Below are 19629 nucleotides of genomic sequence, written 5' to 3'. Positions count from 1 at the left end.
CGTGCCGGTTTGCGCGGCAGCGCGCATGGCATGGCGCGCCTGCGGAATCCCCCTACATTGCGGCGGAACATCCGGAGACCCGCCTTGCCCGCGCCACGCACCCTGGCCGAGCTGGAAGCCGATGTCGCGCGCGACCTCGCGCTGATCGCGCATCCCCGCATGGAATGGCTGCAGCCGAAGACGTGCGGCGGCGCGCCGGTGCTGGACGTGCTGATCATCGGCGCCGGGCAATGCGGCGTGGTCACGGGCTTCGCGCTGCTGCGGGAGAAGGTGCGCAACATCCTGGTCGTGGACCGCGCGGCGGAGGGCAGGGAAGGCCCCTGGCTCACCTATGCCCGCATGCCCAACCTGCGGAGCTGGAAGGATCAGTCGGGCCCGGACCTCGGCGTGCCGTCGCTGACCTACCAGGCCTGGCACGAGGCGCGCTTCGGCGCCGCGGCGTGGGAGAAGCTGACGCTGATCCCGAAGGAACTCTGGAACGACTACCTCCTGTGGTTCCGCCGCGTCACCGGCGTGCCGGTGAGGAACAGCGTCGAGGCCGGGCGGATCGAACCCGCGCGCACCGATGACGGCCTGCCCTGCCTGAGGGTCGAGACATCCGTGGGCCCGATGCTGGCGCGCAAGGTCGTGCTTGCCACGGGGCAGGAGGATGCGGGGCGCTGGTGGATGCCGGACTTCGTGGCCGCGCTTCCCGCGGCCTTCCGCGCCCATGCCGCCGATCCCATCGACTTTGCCGCCTTGCGAGACAAGGTCGTGGCGGTGCTCGGCGCCGGGGCGTCCGCCTTCGACAACGCGGCGACGGCGCTCGAGCACGGCGCGGCGGAGGTCCACCTGTTCTGCCGCCGCGCGGAGCCGCAGCTGGTGCAGCCCTATCGCTGGCTGACCTTCTCGGGCTTCCTCTCGGCGCTGCACGCGATGCCGGACGAATGGCGCTGGCGCTTCATGGCGCATGTGCTGGGCCTGCGAGAGGCCTTCCCGCAGGACACCTGGAACCGCTGCGCGCAGCATGCCGGATTTACGATGCACACCGGCCGCCCCTGGACCGGCACGCGGATCGAGGACGGGCGCGTCGTGCTGGCGACGCCCCGCGGCGAGTTCCCCGCGGACTTCCTGATCTGCGGCACCGGCATGCGCATGGACTACGCCGCGGTGCCGGCGCTGGCCGCCTTCCACGACAACATCGCGCGGTGGTCCGACCGCTACGCCCCGCCGGCCGAGGAGGCCGACGAACGCCTCGGCGCCTTCCCCTATCTCGCACCCGACTATGCCTTCGAGGAACGCGTCGTGGGCACGACGCCCTGGATCCGCGACATCCACCTCTTCGGGATCGCGACGACGATGAGCTTCGGCCCGGCCGGCGCCTCGATCAACGCCATGATCTACGCCGTGCCGCGCCTGGCGCAGGGCATCGTGCAGGGCCTGTTCCGCGCCGACCTTCCGCGCCTCTGGGACGACTACCGCCGCTACGACGTCAGGATCGCCGAGCTCGATCCCGCGAGGCTGGCGGCGGAGTAGCTATGCCGTCCGCCGCCAGGCCGTCACCTGCAGCGCCGAGGCGTGGACATGCACCACGCTCGGCACGCCCTTCGGCGCCAGCGCGGCGTCCAGCACGGGCGCGATGTCCGCTTCGTCCCTGATCGTGTGGCCCTCGGCACCGAAGGCGCGCGCCCAGGCCGCGAAGTCGGGGTTGACCAGGTCCGCCGCCGCCGCGACCGGGCGGCCGGGATAGCGGTTGGAGTGATGCATCCCGATCGAGCCATAGGTGCGGTTGTCCGCGACGACGATCACCGGCGCCGTGCCGTGGCGCATCGCGGTCGCGATCTCGTTGCCCGTCATCAGCGCGCCGCCGTCGCCGACCACCGCGATGGCCTGGCGGCCGGGATGACGCAGCGTCGCCGCGACCGCCATCGGCACCGCTGCCCCCATCCCGCCGACCGCCGAGCCCAGGAAGACGTTGGATGGGCCGAAGGGAATGTGGCGATGGACGAAGGAGGTGAAGTTCCCGGCATCCGTCGTCAGCACGGCGTCGCGCGCCATGCGTTCGGCCAGCGCGATGCAGACGGCCGCGAAGTTCACGCCGTCCGGCGCGGGCTCGTGCCTCGGCGCGGTCAGTTCGCGATGGATGGCGTTCAGCGACGCGATCCATGCCGCGCGGCCCGGCATGGCGAAGGCGGCGCCGGACTCCAGCAGCCCCTGCACCACCGCATAGGGATCGGCGGCTATCGGCAGGTCCGCGCGGAAGACGCGGTTGAGCTCCGACGGATCGGGCCAGACATGCGCCAGCCGCACCTCGGGATCCGGCGCCGCGGGGAAGGTGAAGGACTGGCTGACGACGTCGCCGAGCCGTTCGCCCAGCGCCACCACCAGGTCGGCCGTGCGCATCACCTCCATCAGCTTCGCCTGCACGCGGTTGCCGACATAGCCGGCGTAGTGCGGGTGCCGCGCGTCGAACAAATGCGGCCAGCGATGCGTCGGCGCGACCGGCAGCATCCATTCCTCGGCAAAGCGCCGCAGCGCGTCCAGCCGTTCCGGCGCGCCGTCCATTGCGCTGCCCGCCAGCACCAGCGGACGATGCGCCGTCGCCAGCAGCGCCGCGAACTCGGAGAGCTGCGCCTCCGAGGGCTGCGGCACCGCAAGCGGCCGCGGCTTCGCGACCGGCAGGTCGTCCGCGGGATCGTCCAGCAAATCCTCCGGCAGGATCACCGCGACCGGCCCGGGCGTGCCGGATTCCGCGAGGTGATAGGCCCGCGCAATCGCCTCGCTGGCCTGCGAGGCCAGGTCCACCTCGATCACCGCCTTGCTCACGTCGCCGAGCAGCTTCGTGTAGTTCTGTTCCTGCAGCGCGCCGCGCCCCCTGTCGCGCCGCTCGATCTGCCCGACCAGCAGGATCATCGGCACGGCGTCGTGGAAGGCGGTGTGCAGCCCGATCATGGCGTTCGCCACCCCAGGCCCGCGCGAGACCAGGCACAGCCCCGCGCGACGCCGTAGCCGGCCATCGGCGACCGCCATGTAGCTCGCGCCCCCTTCGTGCCGGCAGACCACCAGGCGCAACTCGGGAAAATCCGTCATCGCATCCGTCAGGCCGAGGAAGCTCTCGCCCGGCACGCAGTAGATGAGATCGGCGCCATGCGCGATGAGGCTCTCGGCGACGAGCCGCCCGACAGAGCGGCCCATCACGCGTAGACCGGCGTCAGCCAGTGCCGGTACTTCGGCACGTCGCCCTCCACCACGTCGAAATAGAGCTGCTGGATGCGCCTCGTGATCGGACCGGGCCTGCCCTCGCCGACGTCGTAGTGGTCGATCGAGTTGACCGGCGTCACCTCGTGCCCGCTGCCGCAGAAGAAGGCCTCGTCGCAGATGTAGAGCTCGCTGCGGTCTATGTCGCGTTCGACGACCGGGAGCCCGAGCTCGTTGCGCGCGAGCTCGATCAGCGTCTCCCGCGTGATGCTCTCCAGGATGTCGGCGGTGATGGGTGGCGTGATGAGCTGGCCCTTGCGCACCATCATGAAGCAGGAGCCAGGCCCTTCCGCCACCTTCCCCGCGGCGTTCAGCATTACCGGTACGCCGAAGCCGTTCAGCCGCGCCTCGACATAGGCGAGGCGCGAGTTGTGGTAGTTCGAACCCGCCTTCACGCGCGACGGCGAGGCCAGGTCGGAATTGCGCCGCCAGGTCGAGACGCAGGACCTGATCCCCTCCCTCACCGACTTCGTCGTCGGCATCTCGAAGGCCAGGATGAAGAAGCCCGTGCGGATCTCGTCCGGCAGGTAGTCCGTGAGGTTCCCGAAGTCGAAATAGGCGACCGGGCGGTAATGCACCTGTCCCCGGTAGCCGCAGGCGCGCAGGAGATCCAGCGACGCCGCCTCGATCTCCGCGTCGGTATAGGGGATCCACATCCGCATGATCTTCGCCCCCTGCCGCAGCCGCGCGATGTGGTCGGCGTGGCGGAAGGCGAAGAGCTGCTGGTGCTTCTCAGACCAGTAGGCGCGGATGCCCTCGAAGACGTTCTCGCCGCGCAGCACGGCCTCTGTCGCGACATGGATCGTCGCCTCGGCCCAGGGCACCAGCTTGCCGTCGAGCCAGACGAAGGGCGCGGATTTGGACATCTCTGATCAGCCCTCGATGTCGATGACGAGGTTGCCGTGGGGGTCGAGCGTGAAGCGGCTGTCCGGCCCGATCACGGTCGTGGATTCGCGTTCCTCGACCACCGCGGGGCCGTGCAGCACCACATCGGGCGCCAGGCGGTAGCGGTCGTACACCGCGGTCTCCACCAGGCCGGTCTGCGCGAACCAGGCCTGGCGCGTCCCCTTGCGCGGATCGCCGCCGATGCTGGCGCCGAGCGTCGCCGGCACCTGGGGGCGACTCGCCGTTGCATGCAGGCGCCAGGACAGGACCTCGCTCGGCAGGCCCTCGATGCGCCGGTCGAAAAGCCGCTGGTAGGCCTCCGTGAAGGCGGCCTGCACGCTGTCCGCGTCCAGCGTGTCGGGCAGGGGCACCGGGATGTCGAAGCCCTGGCCGACGAAGCGCATGTCGGCGGTACGGCGGAAGGCCACGTCGCCCTCGGCCGCGCCGGTCTCCACCAGCAGCGCGCGTGCTTCCGCCTCCATCGCCGCGAAATGCCGCGAGACCTCCGCCCAGTCCACGTTCGACAGCCGCCGGATGCCGCTGCGCACCAGGTCGATCGCCGGCGCCGCGACGAGGAAACCGAGCGCGGAGGCCACGCCGGCGCCGGCCGGCACCACGATGCGCGACAGCTTCAGCAGCTTCGCCAGCCCGTAGGCATGGACGGGCCCCGCCCCGCCGAAGGCGAGCAGCGCGTAGCGCCGGGGGTCCCTGCCCTTCTCCGCGATGTACATGCGTGTCGCGGCCGCCATGTTCTCGTTCACCACGGCATGGATGCCGGCGGCGACCTCCAGCACCGACATGCCGAGCGGCCCCGCCAGCGTCTCCTGCACGGCGCGTTCCACCGCCGCGCGATCCAGCCCCATCTCGCCGCCCAGGAAGTAGTCGGGCGAGAGATACCCCAGCAGCAGGTCCGCATCGGTGACCGTCGGCCGCGCCCCGCCACGCCCGTAGCAGACCGGGCCCGGCACGCTGCCCGCGCTTTCCGGCCCGACCGTCAGCAGCCCCATCGCGTTCATCGCGGCGATGGATCCGCCGCCGGCGCCGATCTCGATGAGGTCGATCACCGGCACCTTCAGCGGCAGCCCCGATCCCTTCTTGAAACGCCTGACGCGCGCGGCTTCGAAGGTGGAGGCATGCTCCGCCTCGCCGCCCTCGATCAGGCACATCTTCGCGGTGGTGCCGCCCATGTCGAAGCTGATCATCTCGCTCAGCCCGCAGGCCGCGCCGACATGCATCGCCGCCATCGCACCGGCCGCGGGCCCGCTCTCGATCAGCTGCACCGGGTTCGCCCGCGCATGCCGCACCGTTGCGATGCCGCCCGCCGACAGCATGAGGTGCAGCGGCCCCGCCAGCCCGCGCCGCCGCAACTCGCCCTCCAGCTTCGCGAGGTAGCGGTCCATCAGCGGCTGCACATAGGCGTTTACGCAGGCGGTGTTGGCGCGGTCGTATTCACGGATATCCGGCGCGACGTCGGAGGACAGCGTGACCGGCACGTCAGGCAGTTCCTCCGCCAGGATCGCGCCGACGCGGCGTTCATGCGCGGGGTCGAGGTAGCTATGCAGCAGGCAGACCGCCACGGCCTCCACGCCCTGCGCCTTCAGCGCGCGCGCGGCGTCCCGCACCTCCGCCTCGTCCAGCTGTCGCAGCACGCGCCCCGACGCGTCCAGCCGCTCCGTCACGACGTGCCGGCGAGGCCGCGGCACCAGCGGCTCCGGCTTCTCGAGCGCGAGGTCATAGAGGTCGTAGCGCATCTCGCGGCCCATCTCGAGGTTGTCCCGGAAGCCGCGCGTCGTGATCAGGCCGATGCGCGCGCCCTTGCGCTCGATGACGGTATTGGTGACCAGCGTCGTCCCGTGCACGACCTGGCGGACATCGCCGATCGACGCTGCCGCCTCGTCCAGCAGCCTGGTGATGCCGTCCAGGATCGCGCGGCCGGGGTCCTCCGGCGTCGTCAGCCGCTTGCCCGTCAGCACGCGGCCGCGCGCCTCATCCACCAGCACGAAATCCGTGAACGTCCCCCCGACATCCACGCCGATGCGCAAAGAACTCACTCCGGCTTGATCCCCGCGGTCTGCACCACCTCGCGCCAGCGCGCGGTCTCGGCAGCGAGGAACCGCGTGAAATCGGCGGGCCCGAGCTGCAGCCGCTCCAGCCCCAGGCTCGGCAGCCGCGCGGTCACGGCCTCGCTGCCCATCGCCGCCTGTGCCGCGCGATACGTCCGGTCCACCAGGTCATCGGGCATGCCCTTCGGGCCGAGGATGCCCCACCAGAAGGACGCCAGCAGATCCACGCCCTGCTCGCGCAAGGTCGGCGCGTCCGGCAGTTCCGGGATGCGGCGTTCGGCCGCGACGCCGATCACGCGCACCTGCCCGCTGGACACCACCTGCCCGCCCGTCGCCATCGCCTGCACGGATGCCTGGACATTGCCCGCGACCAGGTCCTGCAGCGCCGCGCCGGCGCCGCGATAAGGCACATGCGTGATCTGCACCCCCGCGCGCAGCCGCAGCAGCTCGATCATGAGGTGCGTGGAACTCGCGACCCCGCCGGACGCCACGTTCAACGCGCCCGGCCGGGCCCGCGCATCATCGAGGAACGCTTTCAGGTCGCGCCACGGCGCATTCGCCGCCACCACCAGGATCGCCGGCGCCGCGGCCACCGCGGTGACCGGCGCGAAGTCGCGCGCGGCCTCGAAGGGGATCGGCCGTCCGGCGGCGGCCTGCAGGGCCGGGATGGTCGCCAGCGGCGTGTCGCCAAACAGCAGCGTCGTGCCGTCCGGCGGGCTGCGCATCACGGCCTCCGCGCCGATCTGGCTGCCGGCGCCGGCGCGGTTCTCCACGACGACGCCGGCGCCGAGCTCGTTGCCGAACGACGGCGCCATCAGCCGCGCCAGCACGTCCGATCCGCCGCCGGGCGCGAAGGGCACGATCAGCCGCACCGTGCGCGACTGCGCGCGCGCGATGGCAGGAACCGTCAGCCCAGCCGCGACCACCGCGCGACGGGTGACGCGCAATCGATCAGCCACCTTGTCCATAATCGCGTTTCCTCCCTTCGGCCGTCACATAGCCGTTCTCTATGTCGCGCTCGACCGCGGCGGGATCCCGCGCATGCGGATCGCCGAAGCCGCCGCCGCCGCCGTAGTGCATCACCAGCCGCTCTCCGGGCAGCAGCGTGGACCGCCCCTTGGGATGGGGATGCGTGCCGTCCCCCTTCACCACCTTCGCCGGCAGCCCGAAACCGCCGCCGGCCAGGCCCCCCGCAGGATGCTTCATGCGATCGGCGATCAGCGAGAGCCGCACCGGCTCCTCCGTCATCACCTCGAGCTCGACTTCCTGCCCGAGTCCGCCACGCCACTGGCCTGGGCCCCCGCTGTCGGGGATCAGGTCCTTGCGCCAGACCAGGACGGGCGCGCCGGCCTCGAAGGCCTCGATCGATCCCGACCCGGAATTCGTCGGAAACGCCACCGCGTTCAGCCCGTCGCGCCCCATGCCGGCGCCCATCCCGCCGGAGCCGAACAGCACCTGGCTGAAGCGCTCGCCGCGCGCCATGCCGGTGGTGACCGGCCGCGGCGCCGGGGACGCGCTGTCCGCGATCACCTTCTCCGGCACGACCTGCGCGAGGCACCCGTAGATCGCGCCGGACAAGAACAGGCCGGTCAGGTGCCGCGCATTCACCGCCGCGGGATAGCGGCAGTTCAGGATGCTGCCTTCCGGCGCTTTCACCTCGATTGCGCGGTAGGTGCCCTCGTTGCGCGGCGTCTCGGGGTCGAGCGCGCATTTCAGGGGATAGACCGTGTACGCATAGGTGTAGTTCATGACGCAGTTCAGCCCGCGCGCGATCTGCGGGGATGTGCCGTCGTAGTCCACCACCATGCGGTCGCCGGTCTTGGTGACGGTGCAGGCGATGGTGGTCTCGGCGTCCTCGTAGCCATCGGCCTTCACGACATGCCGCCAGGTCCCGTCGGGCAGCGCGGCGATCGCCTTGCGCATCGCGGCATCGGCGCGGGCCTGCAGGACGGCCGAAAGCTCCGTCAGGTCCTCGAGCCCGGTGTCGTCGAGAAACTCGGAAAGCCGCTTCGCGCAGACCGCCTGCGCGTTCACCTGCGCCGCGATGTCGCCCAAGACCTGGTCGGCGACGCGGACATTGCCGCGGATCAGCCGCACCAGTTCCCTGTTCTCCCGCCCTTCGATCATCAGCTTCGTCGGCAGGATGCGCAGGCCTTCCTCGTAGACTTCGCTGCAGTCGGCGGACCACAGCACGCCGCCGATGTCGGGCACATGCGACGTCGCGCCGGCGAAGCCCACCAGCCTTCCCTTGCGGAAGATCGGCGAGACCGTGGTCACGTCGAGCTGATGCCCCGTCGCCATCCAGGCGTCGTTGGTGATCATCACGTCGCCGGGCCTGAGCGTCTCCGCCGGCATCTCCTCAAGCATATGTTGCAAGGTGCGCGGCAGCAGGCCGACGAAGCTCGGGATGCCGATGGAGTTCTCCGCCAGGCTCGCCCCCGTCGCATCCATCAGCACCGTCGCGAAGTCGTTGGACTCCCGCACGATGGTGGAGAAGGAGGTCCTGAGCAGCGCCGCCGCCGCCTCGTCCGCGATGGAGATCAGCCGGCTCCAGAGGATCTGGAGCGAGACGGCGTCGAAGCCGGCGGCCCTTGTCATGCCGCGGATCCTGTCGTCACGGAGCCTGTCGCCAGAGAACTCACTGTGAACAGCCGCTCCGTGCCATGAATGAATGTCATGCCTGCGAGCATGGCAGGGGGCTGGCGCAGCCGGAAGGGGTGCCCCATCTCTATCCGAGGCAGTCCCGCAACGAGGGACGCCCCGAGGAGCCGCAGGGACCGCAACGATGTCACTCACGCTTCCGCGCCGGATACTTGCCGGCGGGCTGGCCGCCGCCGCGCTGACCGGCCTCCGACCGGCACGGGCCCAGGGAACGCCGGTCCGCATCGGAGAGCTAAACTCGTATGCCCGGATGGCGGCCTTCACCGGCCCCTACCGCAACGCCATGCAGCTGGCCGCCGAGCAGATCAACCGCGCCGGCGGCGTGATGGGCGGCAGGCCGCTGGAATTCGTCTTCCGCGACGACGGCTCGACCCCGGGCGATGCCGTACGCGTTGCCGAGGACCTGCTGACGCGGGAGAACTGCGCCTTCATCGCCGGCACCTATCTCTCCAACGTCGGCCTGGCCGTCGCCGACTTCGCGAACCAGCGCAAGCGCCTGTTCTTCGCGACGGAGCCGCTGACCGACGCGCTCACCATGCAGCAGGGCAATCGCTACACCTGGCGGCTGCGGCCGGGGACGCACATGCAGACCCGCATGCTGGTGGAAGCCGCGCGCGGCCGCACGCAGCGGCGCTGGGCAATCGTCGCGCCGAACTACGAGTACGGCCAGTCCGCGGCGGCCAACTTCAAGCGCCTGATCACGGCCGCCATCCCCGGCGCCGAGATCGTGGCGGAGCAGTATCCCGCGCTCGGCCGCGTGGATGCCGGGGCCACCGTCGGCGCGCTGGCCCAGGCGCGGCCCGACGCGATCTTCAACGTGCTCTTCGGCCCCGACCTGACCGCCTTCGTGCGCGAGGGCAACACGCGCGGCCTCTTCGAGCGCCGGTTGGTGCTGTCGGTCCTGACCGGCGAGCCGGAATACCTGATCCCGCTCGCGGACGAGACGCCGGAAGGCTGGATCGTCACGGGCTACCCTTGGGACCAGGTCGAGGGCGCCGCCCACCGCGCCTTCGTCGAGGCCTATCGCGCCCGCGTCAACGAGACGCCGCGCATGGGCAGCCTGCTCGGCCATGTCACGGTGCAGGTGCTGGCGAACCTGATGAACAGGGCGAACAGCGCGGACAGCGAGGCGCTGGTGGAGGCGCTGCGCGACCTGAAGACGGAGACGATCATTGGCGACGTCGTGATGCGCGGACTCGATCACCAGGGCACGATGGGCACCTGGGTCGGCGAGACGACGCTGCGCGGCCGCCAGGGCGCGATGCGCAACATCCGCTACGTTGACGGCGCGACGGTGATGTTCCCCGAATCCGAGGTCCGCGCCGCGCGTCCGAACGCCTGACGCGCCCCTCTCCGTTTCTTTCTCCCTCCCCCGCACGAGAATTTACCCTCTCCCGCCTGGGCGGGAGAGGGCAAGAAGGGGCGCCGCCAGCAGCAAGCGCGCGCTGTCATGACAGGAACCGCCGCACCGCCACGGCCGCCTGGCTTGCGGAGCCCGGCGGGAAGGGGGCAAACGGAACTCCCGCCGCAGAACCACCAAGGGCCCTCCCCCTGGACCCCGCCTTCCTCGTCATCCAGGCCCTTTCCGGCCTGGCCAGCGCCTCCTCGCTCTTCGTCATCGCCTCGGGCCTGACGCTGGTCTTCGGCGTCACGCGCATCGTCAACTTCGCGCATGGCTCCTTCACCATGCTCGGCGCCTACATCGCGGTCACCATCGTGCCCTGGTTCCTCGAGCTCGACCGCTCGCCCCTGCTGTTCTTCGCAGGCGTGCTGGCCAGCGCGGTCGCGGTCGGTCTGCTCGGCGTGGTGATGGAGGTCCTGCTGCTGCGCCGTCTCTATCGCGTGCCGGAGCTGTTCCAGCTACTCGCCACCTTCGGCGTCGTGCTGATCCTGCAGGACGCGGTGATCCGGGTCTGGGGCCCGCTCGACATCCCCGGCCCCCGCGCGCCCGGCCTGCGCCACGGTGTGGAAATCCTGGGCGAGCGCTTCCCCGCCTATGAGCTCTTCCTGATCGGCGTCGGCCCGGTCGTGCTCGGGCTGCTCTGGCTGCTGATGCACCGCACGCGGTTCGGCGTGCTGGTCCGGGCCGCGACGCGCGACCGCGAGATGGTCGGCGCGCTCGGCGTCAACCAGGCGATGCTCTTCACCGGCACGCTCTTCCTCGGCGCCTTCCTCGCGGGGCTCGGCGGCGCGCTGCAGATCCCGCGCGTCTCCGCCTCCTCCCAGATGGACATCGCCATCATCGCGGAGGTCTTCGTCGTCACCGTCGTCGGCGGCATGGGCAGCGTGACGGGGGCGTTCCTGGCGGCGCTGCTGATCGGGCTGCTGCAGGCCTTCGGCGTGCTGGTCTTCCCCAAGGTCACGCTGGTGCTGGTCTTCCTGCTGATGGCGGCCGTGCTGGTGGTGAAGCCCTGGGGGCTGCTCGGCCGGCCCGAGGCCGCCGCCGGCCGCGCCGCCCTGCCCGAGGGCATCCTGCATCCCCGCCCGTGGTCGCGGCCGGACCGCGTGCTGGCCGCCATCGCGGTCGCGGCGGTGCTGGCCGTGCCGGTCTTCGGCGGCGCCTACACGGTGAAGGTGGTGACGGAGATGCTGATCTTCGCGCTCGCCGCCTGCTCCCTGAACTTCCTGGTCGGCGTCGGCGGGATCGTCAGCTTCGGCCACGCCGCCTATTTCGGCCTCGGCGCCTATGCCGCGGGGCTGCTGGCAACGAAGGGTGGGTTCGCGATGGAGCCCGCGCTGCTCGCCGCGCCGCTGGCCGGCGGTCTCTTCGCCGCGATCTTCGGCTTCTTCGTCGTGCGGCTCTCCGGCATCTACCTCGCGATGCTCACCCTCGCCTTCGCGCAGATCGCCTATGCCGTCTGCTTCCAATGGGTCGAGGTCACCGGCGGCGACAACGGCGTGGTCGGCGTCTGGCCGAGCGACTGGGCCCGCCCGAGGGAGGTCTACATCTACCTCGTCGCTTCCTGCTGCATCGGCGCGATCCTGGCGCTGCGGCGCGTGATCCTCGCGCCCTTCGGCGCGACACTGCGCGCGGCGCGCGATTCCGAACAGCGCGCGGATGCGATCGGCGTCGATGTCCGCACGCATCGCTGGCTCGGCTTCACGCTGGCGGGCGCCGCGGCGGGGCTGGCGGGCGGGCTCTACGCCTTCTCCAAGGGCTCGATAGACCCGGGGCTGCTCGGCATCGCGATGTCGGTGGACATGCTGGCGATGATCCTGCTCGGCGGCATCCAGACCGTGATGGGGCCGGCCGCGGGGGCCGCGGCCCTGCACGCGATCAAGGATGTCTTCATGCCGCTGACCGACAGCTGGCGCTTCTTCCTCGGCGCCTCGATCATCGCGCTGGTGCTGCTCTTCCCGCGCGGGATCGGCGGCGCCGTCGCGCAGCTCCGGGGCCGCGCATGACGCTGCTGGCGGCGGAGGGCCTACGCAAGAGCTTCGGCGGCGTCGTGGCCGCGCGCGACGTCTCCTTCGCGCTCGCCGCGGGCGAGATGCTGGCCATCATCGGCCCGAACGGCGCGGGCAAGTCCACGGTCTTCAACATGGTGGGCGGCCAGCTCCGCCCCGATGCCGGCCGCGTCGTGCTCGACGGCCAGGACATCACGGGGCGCCCGCCGCGCCAGGTCTGCCGCCTCGGCGTCGGGCGCACCTTCCAGGTCGCGCAGACCTTCTTGTCCTTCTCGGTCGCCGGGAACGTCCAGATGGCGCTGATCGCGCGCCACGGTCAGACCCGCAACGTCACCGCCGACGCCGCCGCGATGCATCGCGCCGACGCGCTGGCCCTGCTTGCCCGCGTCGGCATGGACGGCGCCGCCGACCGCCCGATCGGGGAGCTCGCCTATGGCGACGTCAAGCGCGTCGAGCTCGCCATCGCGCTCGCGGCCTCCCCGCGCCTGCTGCTGATGGACGAGCCGACCGCCGGCATGGCCCCGCGCGAGCGCGCCGCCCTGATGCGCCTCGCCGCCGCCATCGCGCGCGACGCGGGGATCGGCGTGCTCTTCACCGAGCACGACATGGACGCGGTCTTCGCCCATGCCGACCGCATCCTGGTCCTCGTCCGAGGCAGCATCATCGCGCAGGGAACGCCCGAACAGGTCCGCGCCGACGAGGAGGTGCGCCGCGTCTATCTCGGCACCACCGGCCTCCGCGCCGCCCTCAGGGCCCGCCGGCATGGCTGATCCCCTGCTCCAAGTCGAGAACCTCCGCGCGGGCTACGGCCCCGCCGAGGTGCTGTTCGGCGTCTCGCTGACGCTGGACCCGGGCGAGGTCGCGGCGCTGATCGGCCGCAACGGCGCGGGCAAGTCCACCACGCTCAAGGCCATCATGGGCCTGCTGCCGGCCCGCGCGGGGCGCATCCGCCTCCACGGCCGGGACATCGCCAATCGCCCGCCCTTCCGCATCGCCCGCTCGGGCCTCGGCTATGTGCCGGAGGACCGGCGCATCTTCACCGACCTCACGGTCTTCGAGAACCTCGAGGTCGGCCGCCGGCCCGCGGGACCCGGCCGCGAGCCCTGGACGCCGGAGCGCCTGTTTGCCGTCTTCCCCAACCTCGCCGAGATGCGCGGCCGCCGCGCCAGCGCCATGTCGGGCGGCGAGCAGCAGATGCTCGCCATCGCCCGCACCCTGATGGGCAACCCCGACGCCGTGCTGCTGGACGAACCGTCCGAGGGCCTGGCGCCGGTCATCGTGGAGCAGATGGCCGACGCCGTGCTGCGCATGAAGGAACAGGGCATCGCCGTGCTGCTGTCCGAGCAGAACCTGGATTTCGCCGCCGCCGTCGCCGACCGCGCCCATGTCATCGAACGCGGCGAGATCCGCTTCGAAGGCACGATGGCCGCGCTGGAGGCGGACGAAGCGGTCCGCGAGGCCTACCTTACGGTCTGATTGCCGGGCCGCGGCGGCAAGCTTCCCGGCCGGGCCGCGAGGCCCCATACAGGGGCCATGCCGCTCCAGCGCGTCGCCATCGTGGGTGCCGGGCTCGCCGGCCTGGCCTGCGCCAGGACGCTCGCCGCCCATGGGACCGAGGTCAGCCTGCTCGACAAGGGCCGCTCGCCCGGCGGGCGGCTCGCGACCCGCCGCGTCGAGCAGGACGGGCGCGCCTTCAGCTTCGACCACGGCGCGCAGTACCTGACCGCCCGCGGGCCGCTGTTCGCGGCGACGCTCGATGCCGCCGGCGCGCGCGCCTGGCCGGAGCAGGGCAAGCGCGTCGGCGTGCCCCGCATGTCGGCGATCGCCCGTGGCTTGGCGGAGGGGCTGGACATGGCCCTCGGCCGCGAGGTCGTGGCGCTGACCGGCGGGCCCGGCGCCTGGATGCTGCGCCACGTCGCCGCTCGCCGCCCCGGCAGCACCGCTGAGGACGACGCGCAGGAGTCCGGCCCCTTCCAGGCCGTGGCGCTCGCCATCCCCGCCGCGCAGGCCGCGGCGCTGCTGGCCCGCCCCGCCCCGCATCTCGGCCGCGTGCTGGAGATGGTGCGCTTCGCCCCGTGCTGGACGCTGATGGCGGCCTTCCCCGACCGGCTGCCTCTGCCCGACACGCTGCGCCCCGAGGATGGCCCGGTCGGCTGGGCCGCGCGCGACAGCTCCAAGCCCGGCCGGGACCATGCGACGGAATGCTGGGTCGTGCAGGCCGGCCCCGCCTGGTCGCGCGAGAACCTCGAGCTCAGGCCCGAGCAGGCCCAGGCCGCGCTGCTCGACGCGCTCGGCGCCCTGGCCGGCGCGCCCCTGACGGCGCCGCTCTACGCCGCCGCCCATCGCTGGCGCTACGCCCTGGTCGAGACGCCGCTCGGCGCGCCCTGCCTGTGGGAGCCGACGCGCGGCCTCGGCGCGGCGGGCGACTGGTGCATCGCCGCGCGGGCCGAGGCGGCGGTGCAGTCCGGCGCCGCGCTCGGCGCCGTGATGGCGCGATGACGCCGCGGGACTGCCTGGACGAAGCCTTCCGGCGCCTCTCGCGCGGCGTCGCGGATCGCCGCCACGCCTTCCACACCCCGACCTTCGCGACCATCGGCCCGGACGGCGCGCCGGAGGCCCGGACCCTGGTCCTGCGGGGCTTCGACGCCGCGGCGCGGACGATCCGCCTGCACAGTGACGCGCGGTCGGGCAAGGTCGTCGCGCTGCTGCGCGATCCCCGGTGCGCGCTGCACCTCTATGACGCCGGCGCGAAGCTGCAGATCCGCCTCTCCGGCGCCGCCGAGGTGCTGGGCGACGAGCGCGCCGAGGCCGCCTGGCAGGCAAGCCGCGACTTCTCCCGCATGTGCTACGCGATCGAGCCCGGCCCCGGCACGCCGGTCGCCGAACCGCCCCCCGCCCCGCGCGATGCGGAGGCCGGGCGGCCGCATTTCCGGGTGATCGCGATGGTCTTCGACGTGATGGATTGGCTCGAGCTTGCGCATGACGGCCATCGCCGCGCGCGCTTCGACTGGCGCGCCGGCGCGCTGCGATCCGACTGGCTGGTGCCATGACCGACGCCATCGAGCAGGAGATCCTGCGCCAGGTCGCCGCGCGCGGCGCCGGCAAGTCCATCTGCCCCTCCGAGGTCGCTCGCGCGCTGGCGCCGGAGGAGGAGGCCTGGCGCCGCCTGATGTCCCCCGTCCGCGCCGCCGCGATCCGCCTGGCGAAGCAGGGCCGCGTCGAGGTGCTGCGCAAGGGCAAGCCGGTGGACCCCGCCGCGGAGATCCGCGGCGTCATCCGCCTGCGCATCGCGGAAGGGGAAGGCTGATGCTGGAGATGATGTTCTCGCGCGGCACCGGCGGGCTGCCGCCGGCCGCGCCGATCGACTTCGCCACGCTCCGCCTGCCGTCCTCCCCCAACGCGCATCTCGCCGCACCGCCGGGCGCGACGGCCGAGCGGCACGAGAACGTCCCGCCCCTGCCGGTCCCGCCCGATGCCGCGTGGGCGGTGCTGCGCACGCTCGGCAACGGCATGGAGCGCGTCTGGACGATGGCGGAATGGCCTGAGATCCGGCAGGCGCAATGGGTCGCGCGGACGCGCTGGATGAACTTCCCGGACCTGATCAACGCCCAGATCGTCGAGCTGCCCGGCGGGTCCGGCCTGTTCCTCTATTCGCGGAGCCTCATCGGCTATTCCGACATGGGCGTGAACGCGGCGCGGGTCGCGGCCTGGCGCGCGGCCTTCGACGCGGCGCTCGCCAGGGCGCGCTAGGTCCAAAGCCCCCTCCCCGTCCCTCCCCCGCGACAGCGGGGGAGGGAGAAGAAGGATCAATCCGATGCGCCGTCTCGGCTCCTTCCTCGGCGATGCCTGGAAGCTCGCGAAGCCCTACTGGACCTCCGAGGAACGCGGCCGCGGCCTCGCCATCCTCATCGCCGTCGTCGTCCTGAACCTGAGCCTGGTCGGCATGACCGTCGTGCTGACCTACTGGCAGCGCGCCTTCTACAACGCGCTCGAAGCCAAGGACGGCGACACCTTCTGGTCGCTGCTGCTGCTCGGCGGCGATGCCGAGGGCACCTGGTATCCCGGCTTCTGCATCGTCGCCGCGATCTACATCCTGATCGCGGTCTACCAGCTCTATCTCCGCCAGGCCCTGCAGATCCGCTGGCGCCGCTGGATCACCGAACGCTACCTCTCGGATTGGTTGTCCGACCGCGCGTATTACCGGATCGCGCTGACCGACCCCACGACCGACAACCCCGACCAGCGCATCGCGGAGGACATCCGCATGTTCGTGGACGACACGCTCTCCCTCGGCCTCGGGCTGATGAACAGCGTCGTCACGCTGTTCTCCTTCATCTTCGTGCTGTGGTCGCTGTCGGGCCCGCTCGAGATCCTCGGCGTCTCCATCCCCGGCTACATGGTCTGGGTCGCCGTCCTCTATTCCGTCATCGGCACCTGGCTCGCGCATCTCATCGGCCGGCCGTTGATCCGGCTGAACTTCCTGCAGCAGCGGGTCGAGGCGGATTTCCGCTACGGCCTGATGCGCGTTCGCGACAACGTGGAGGGCGTCGCGCTCTATGGCGGCGAGGAAGACGAGCGGCGCGGGCTGACCACCCGCTTCCGCGCGCTGATGGAGAACTGGTGGGCGATCATGGTCGCGACCAAGCGGCTGACCTTCTTCACCTCGGGCTTCGGCCAGGTCGCGTCCATCTTCCCGATCGTCGTCGCCGCCCCCGCCTATTTCCGCGGCCAGATCCCGCTCGGCGGGCTCATCCAGACGAGCTCCGCCTTCGGCCAGGTGCAGGGCGCGCTGTCCTGGTTCGTGGACAACTACGCCCGCCTGACGGAATGGCGCGCGACGGTGGAGCGACTGACGACCTTCCGCCGCGCCATCGAAGCCGCGCGCGCCAGCGATGACGGCGTGCGCGTGCAGCCCGGCGGCGAGGCGGTGGAGTTGCACGACGTCACGATCTCCGTCCCCGGCGGCCGCGTGCTGGTGGCCGATGCGTCGCTCCGCATCGCCAGGGGCGAGGCCGTGCTGATCACCGGCGCCTCGGGCAGCGGCAAGTCCACGCTGTTCCGCGCCATCGCCGGCATCTGGCCCTTCGGCCGCGGCAGCGTGACCATCCCGGACGGCGCGCGCGCGCTGTTCCTGCCGCAGCGTCCCTACCTGCCGCTCGGCACGCTGCGCCGCGCGGTCTGCTATCCCCTCGACGCCGCCGCGATCCCCGACGCCGAGATCCGGGCGGCGCTGGAGGCGGTGAACCTGCCGCAGCTCGTCGCACGGCTCGACGAGGAGGATGCCTGGGACCGCGCGCTGTCCGGCGGCGAGCAGCAGCGCCTGGCCGTCGCGCGCGCCCTGCTGGTCAAGCCCGACTTCCTGTTCCTGGATGAGGCGACCGCCAGCATGGATCCCGAGGGCGAGGAGCGGCTCTACACGCTGCTGAAGGAACGCCTGCCCGCCACCGCGATCCTGTCCATCGCGCATCGCCCGGCGGTGGCCCGCTTCCATGACAGGGGGGTGCGGGTGGCGGACGGGAAGCTGGTTCCCCTCGCGGCGACGGCGTGACAGGCCGGTGCAAGTTCGCCAGTCCTGCCTGTTGGCACGCAGCGGCTCATTCTTTTTCCCTCTCCCCCTGGAAGGGGGAGAGGGCTGGGTGAGGGGGTCGCGAAGCTGGTTTGCGCCGCGTCACTCGATCCTGGCGTGCCGCCCCGTCTTCCTCCGCGCCCCGTGACCCGCGTGCTCACCTGGATCGCCGCCGCCCTCCTCGTCGCGCTCCTCGCCGCGGCCTTCGTCCTCTACACCCCCGACAGGCCCCGCGCCGCGCTCGAGGCCCGCTACGCCGCCCCGCCCAGCCGCTTCGTGGAGGTCGAGGGCACCCGCCTCCACATCCGCGACACCGGCCCTCGGGATGAGCAGGCTGTCCTCCTCCTCCACGGCTTCGGCTCCTCCCTGCACACCTGGGACGAGTGGGCGCGCATCCTGGAAGCCCGCTTCCGCGTCATCCGCCTTGACTTGCCGGGCTTCGGCCTGACCGGCGCCGATCCGCGCGCCGACTACAGCGACACCCGCGCCGTCGCGATCCTCGCCGGGCTGCTCGATACGCTGTCCGTCCCGCGCGCCGACGTCATCGGTTCGTCCATGGGCGGCCGCCTGGCCTGGCGCTTCGCCGCGGAGAAGCCGGACCGCGTGAGGCGCCTCGTCCTCATGGCCCCCGACGGCTTCGCCAGCGCCGGCTTCGACTACGACCGGCCCGCCGGCGTGCCGCTGATGATGCGCGCCCTGCCCTGGACGCTGCCCATGCCGCTGCTGCGCGGCGGCGTCGCGCCGGCCTATGCGGACCAGGCCGCGCTGACCGACGCCGTGCTGGAGCGCTACCGCGACATGATGCTCGCGCCCGGCGTGCGCCAGGCGATCCTAGACCGGATGGCGACCCACGCGCTGGCGCGGCCCGAGCCCTTCCTGCGGCGCATCCAGGCCCCGGTCCTGCTGCTCTGGGGCCAGCAGGACCGCATGGTCCCTGCGGCCCACGCCGCGGATTACGAACGCGAGCTGCGCGACCGCCGCACCGTCATCCTGCCGGGCCTCGGCCATGTCCCGATGGAGGAGGACCCCGCGCGGTCGGCGGCGGTGGTGACGGACTTCCTCTCGGCGCGCTGACCGCGTCAGGCCTTGCCCAGCAGCTCCACCAGCTGGTCCAGCGCCTTGCCCCAGCCTTCCTGGAACCCCATCGCCTCGTGCTTCTCGCGCTCGGCAGCGTCCTTGTGGCGGACCCAGGCGACGTATCGCGTGCCCTCCGCGACAGGCTCGAGCGTCAGCGTCGCGGTGACGAAGGGGTTCGGGCCGGGCCGGAAATCCTCGAGCAGCGCGTCGGTCCAGGTCAGGCGGCGGTGCGGCACGAGTTCGAGCCAGCAGCCGCGGTGGTCGTGCTGCTCGCCGTTCGGGCCCTGCATCAGCGTGCGGAAACGGCCGCCGGGGCGCAGATCCACCTCGGCCTCCGTCACGCGCCAGGGGCGCGGGCAGAACCATTCCTTGAGCAGCGCGGGCTCGGTCCAGCCGCGCCAGAGCTGTTCGGGCGTCAGCGCGACGACGCGGGTGAAGAGCAGGTCGCGGGAGGGGTCGAAGCCGGGCGGGGTCATGGGCTTAGCCTAGGCCCGGGAGGGTGCGAAGGGCAGCCCGGGGCGCGGGAATGTGCTGGCATGCCAGCGATGTTGCCGTTATGTTCCTGGCCGCTCTTTGACAGGGCCGGACCGCCCGGCCGTCATCCGAACCCTGGCCGTTCCGGCCCGCGCTTTCGCTGAGCGCCCGGTCAGCCAACCGCCCCTGCCCGGGAAATCCGATTTGTCCGACGCCGGGTGCTGCCTAAAGGCTAAAACCGTAAAAGCCTAAAATCGT

17 protein-coding genes are annotated in these 19629 nt (G+C 71.8%); 11 read left to right on the top strand and 6 right to left on the bottom strand.

The features are described from left to right. The first annotated feature begins 84 nt into the window (after positions 1-84). On the top strand, positions 85-1515 hold the full coding sequence (locus ACLF3M_RS31575) for an NAD(P)-binding domain-containing protein (RefSeq protein ID WP_430660999.1): 1431 nt from the start codon (positions 85-87) through the stop codon (positions 1513-1515). Here the strand turns inward: ACLF3M_RS31575 and ACLF3M_RS31570 are convergent, their stop codons facing one another. From ACLF3M_RS31570 to ACLF3M_RS31550, 5 genes are read right to left on the bottom strand one after another with little or no spacing between them, the layout of a single operon-like run. Continuing rightward, a complete protein-coding gene (locus ACLF3M_RS31570) occupies positions 1516-3174 on the bottom strand; it encodes a thiamine pyrophosphate-dependent enzyme (protein WP_430660998.1) in 1659 nt (552 codons plus the stop codon). Further along, positions 3174-4103 carry a branched-chain amino acid transaminase gene (locus tag ACLF3M_RS31565; protein ID WP_430660997.1) on the bottom strand — a complete coding sequence of 310 codons (930 nt, stop codon included), beginning with the start codon at positions 4101-4103 and terminating at the stop codon, positions 3174-3176. Before ACLF3M_RS31565 ends, ACLF3M_RS31570 begins: the two co-directional genes overlap by 1 nt. A 6-nt stretch (positions 4104-4109) precedes the next feature. Further along, positions 4110-6173: a hydantoinase/oxoprolinase family protein gene (locus ACLF3M_RS31560; RefSeq protein WP_430660996.1), complete on the bottom strand. Its 2064-nt coding sequence runs from the start codon at positions 6171-6173 to the stop codon at positions 4110-4112. Then, positions 6170-7153 carry a Bug family tripartite tricarboxylate transporter substrate binding protein gene (locus ACLF3M_RS31555; protein WP_430660995.1) on the bottom strand — a complete coding sequence of 328 codons (984 nt, stop codon included), beginning with the start codon at positions 7151-7153 and terminating at the stop codon, positions 6170-6172. The genes ACLF3M_RS31560 and ACLF3M_RS31555 overlap by 4 nt, the downstream gene beginning before the upstream one ends. Continuing rightward, the gene (locus ACLF3M_RS31550; protein WP_430660994.1) at positions 7137-8783 is read right to left on the bottom strand and encodes a hydantoinase B/oxoprolinase family protein; all 1647 of its coding nucleotides are present in this window, start codon (positions 8781-8783) and stop codon (positions 7137-7139) included. Before ACLF3M_RS31550 ends, ACLF3M_RS31555 begins: the two co-directional genes overlap by 17 nt. Positions 8784-8970: 187 nt before the next feature. Here ACLF3M_RS31550 and ACLF3M_RS31545 point away from each other — a divergent pair, with 187 nt between their 5' ends. The 10 genes from ACLF3M_RS31545 (at position 8971) to ACLF3M_RS31500 (ending at position 18894) form a co-directional block, all read left to right on the top strand. Continuing rightward, on the top strand, positions 8971-10188 hold the full coding sequence (locus ACLF3M_RS31545) for an ABC transporter substrate-binding protein (protein ID WP_430660993.1): 1218 nt from the start codon (positions 8971-8973) through the stop codon (positions 10186-10188). Positions 10189-10397: 209 nt separating this feature from the next. Beyond that, positions 10398-12251: an ABC transporter permease gene (locus tag ACLF3M_RS31540; protein WP_430661041.1), complete on the top strand. Its 1854-nt coding sequence runs from the start codon at positions 10398-10400 to the stop codon at positions 12249-12251. Continuing rightward, a complete protein-coding gene (locus ACLF3M_RS31535; protein WP_430660992.1) occupies positions 12248-13024 on the top strand; it encodes an ABC transporter ATP-binding protein in 777 nt (258 codons plus the stop codon). The genes ACLF3M_RS31540 and ACLF3M_RS31535 overlap by 4 nt, the downstream gene beginning before the upstream one ends. Further along, the gene (locus ACLF3M_RS31530; protein WP_430660991.1) at positions 13017-13730 is read left to right on the top strand and encodes an ABC transporter ATP-binding protein; all 714 of its coding nucleotides are present in this window, start codon (positions 13017-13019) and stop codon (positions 13728-13730) included. Before ACLF3M_RS31535 ends, ACLF3M_RS31530 begins: the two co-directional genes overlap by 8 nt. Positions 13731-13787: 57 nt before the next feature. After that, positions 13788-14753 (top strand): NAD(P)/FAD-dependent oxidoreductase, encoded by a 966-nt coding sequence (locus tag ACLF3M_RS31525; protein ID WP_430660990.1) that lies wholly within the window; start codon positions 13788-13790, stop codon positions 14751-14753. After that, positions 14750-15304, top strand: coding sequence for a pyridoxamine 5'-phosphate oxidase family protein (locus ACLF3M_RS31520; protein ID WP_430660989.1), 555 nt, complete (start codon positions 14750-14752; stop codon positions 15302-15304). Before ACLF3M_RS31525 ends, ACLF3M_RS31520 begins: the two co-directional genes overlap by 4 nt. Continuing rightward, positions 15301-15561 carry a DUF3253 domain-containing protein gene (locus tag ACLF3M_RS31515; protein ID WP_430660988.1) on the top strand — a complete coding sequence of 87 codons (261 nt, stop codon included), beginning with the start codon at positions 15301-15303 and terminating at the stop codon, positions 15559-15561. Before ACLF3M_RS31520 ends, ACLF3M_RS31515 begins: the two co-directional genes overlap by 4 nt. Continuing rightward, a complete protein-coding gene (locus tag ACLF3M_RS31510; protein ID WP_430660987.1) occupies positions 15561-16004 on the top strand; it encodes a DUF1499 domain-containing protein in 444 nt (147 codons plus the stop codon). The genes ACLF3M_RS31515 and ACLF3M_RS31510 overlap by 1 nt, the downstream gene beginning before the upstream one ends. A gap of 64 nt (positions 16005-16068) precedes the next feature. Then, positions 16069-17802, top strand: a complete 1734-nt coding sequence (locus ACLF3M_RS31505) for an ABC transporter ATP-binding protein/permease (RefSeq protein ID WP_430660986.1) — start codon at positions 16069-16071, stop codon at positions 17800-17802. Between the two features lie 162 nt (positions 17803-17964). Continuing rightward, a complete protein-coding gene (locus ACLF3M_RS31500) occupies positions 17965-18894 on the top strand; it encodes an alpha/beta fold hydrolase (protein WP_430660985.1) in 930 nt (309 codons plus the stop codon). Positions 18895-18899: 5 nt separating this feature from the next. Here the strand turns inward: ACLF3M_RS31500 and ACLF3M_RS31495 are convergent, their stop codons facing one another. After that, positions 18900-19373, bottom strand: a complete 474-nt coding sequence (locus ACLF3M_RS31495; protein ID WP_430660984.1) for an SRPBCC family protein — start codon at positions 19371-19373, stop codon at positions 18900-18902. Positions 19374-19629: the final 256 nt, after the last annotated feature.

This window comes from Falsiroseomonas sp. HW251 (assembly GCF_050563545.1).
Classification (GTDB): domain Bacteria; phylum Pseudomonadota; class Alphaproteobacteria; order Acetobacterales; family Acetobacteraceae; genus Falsiroseomonas.
This window is presented reverse-complemented; position numbering and strand designations above follow the sequence as displayed.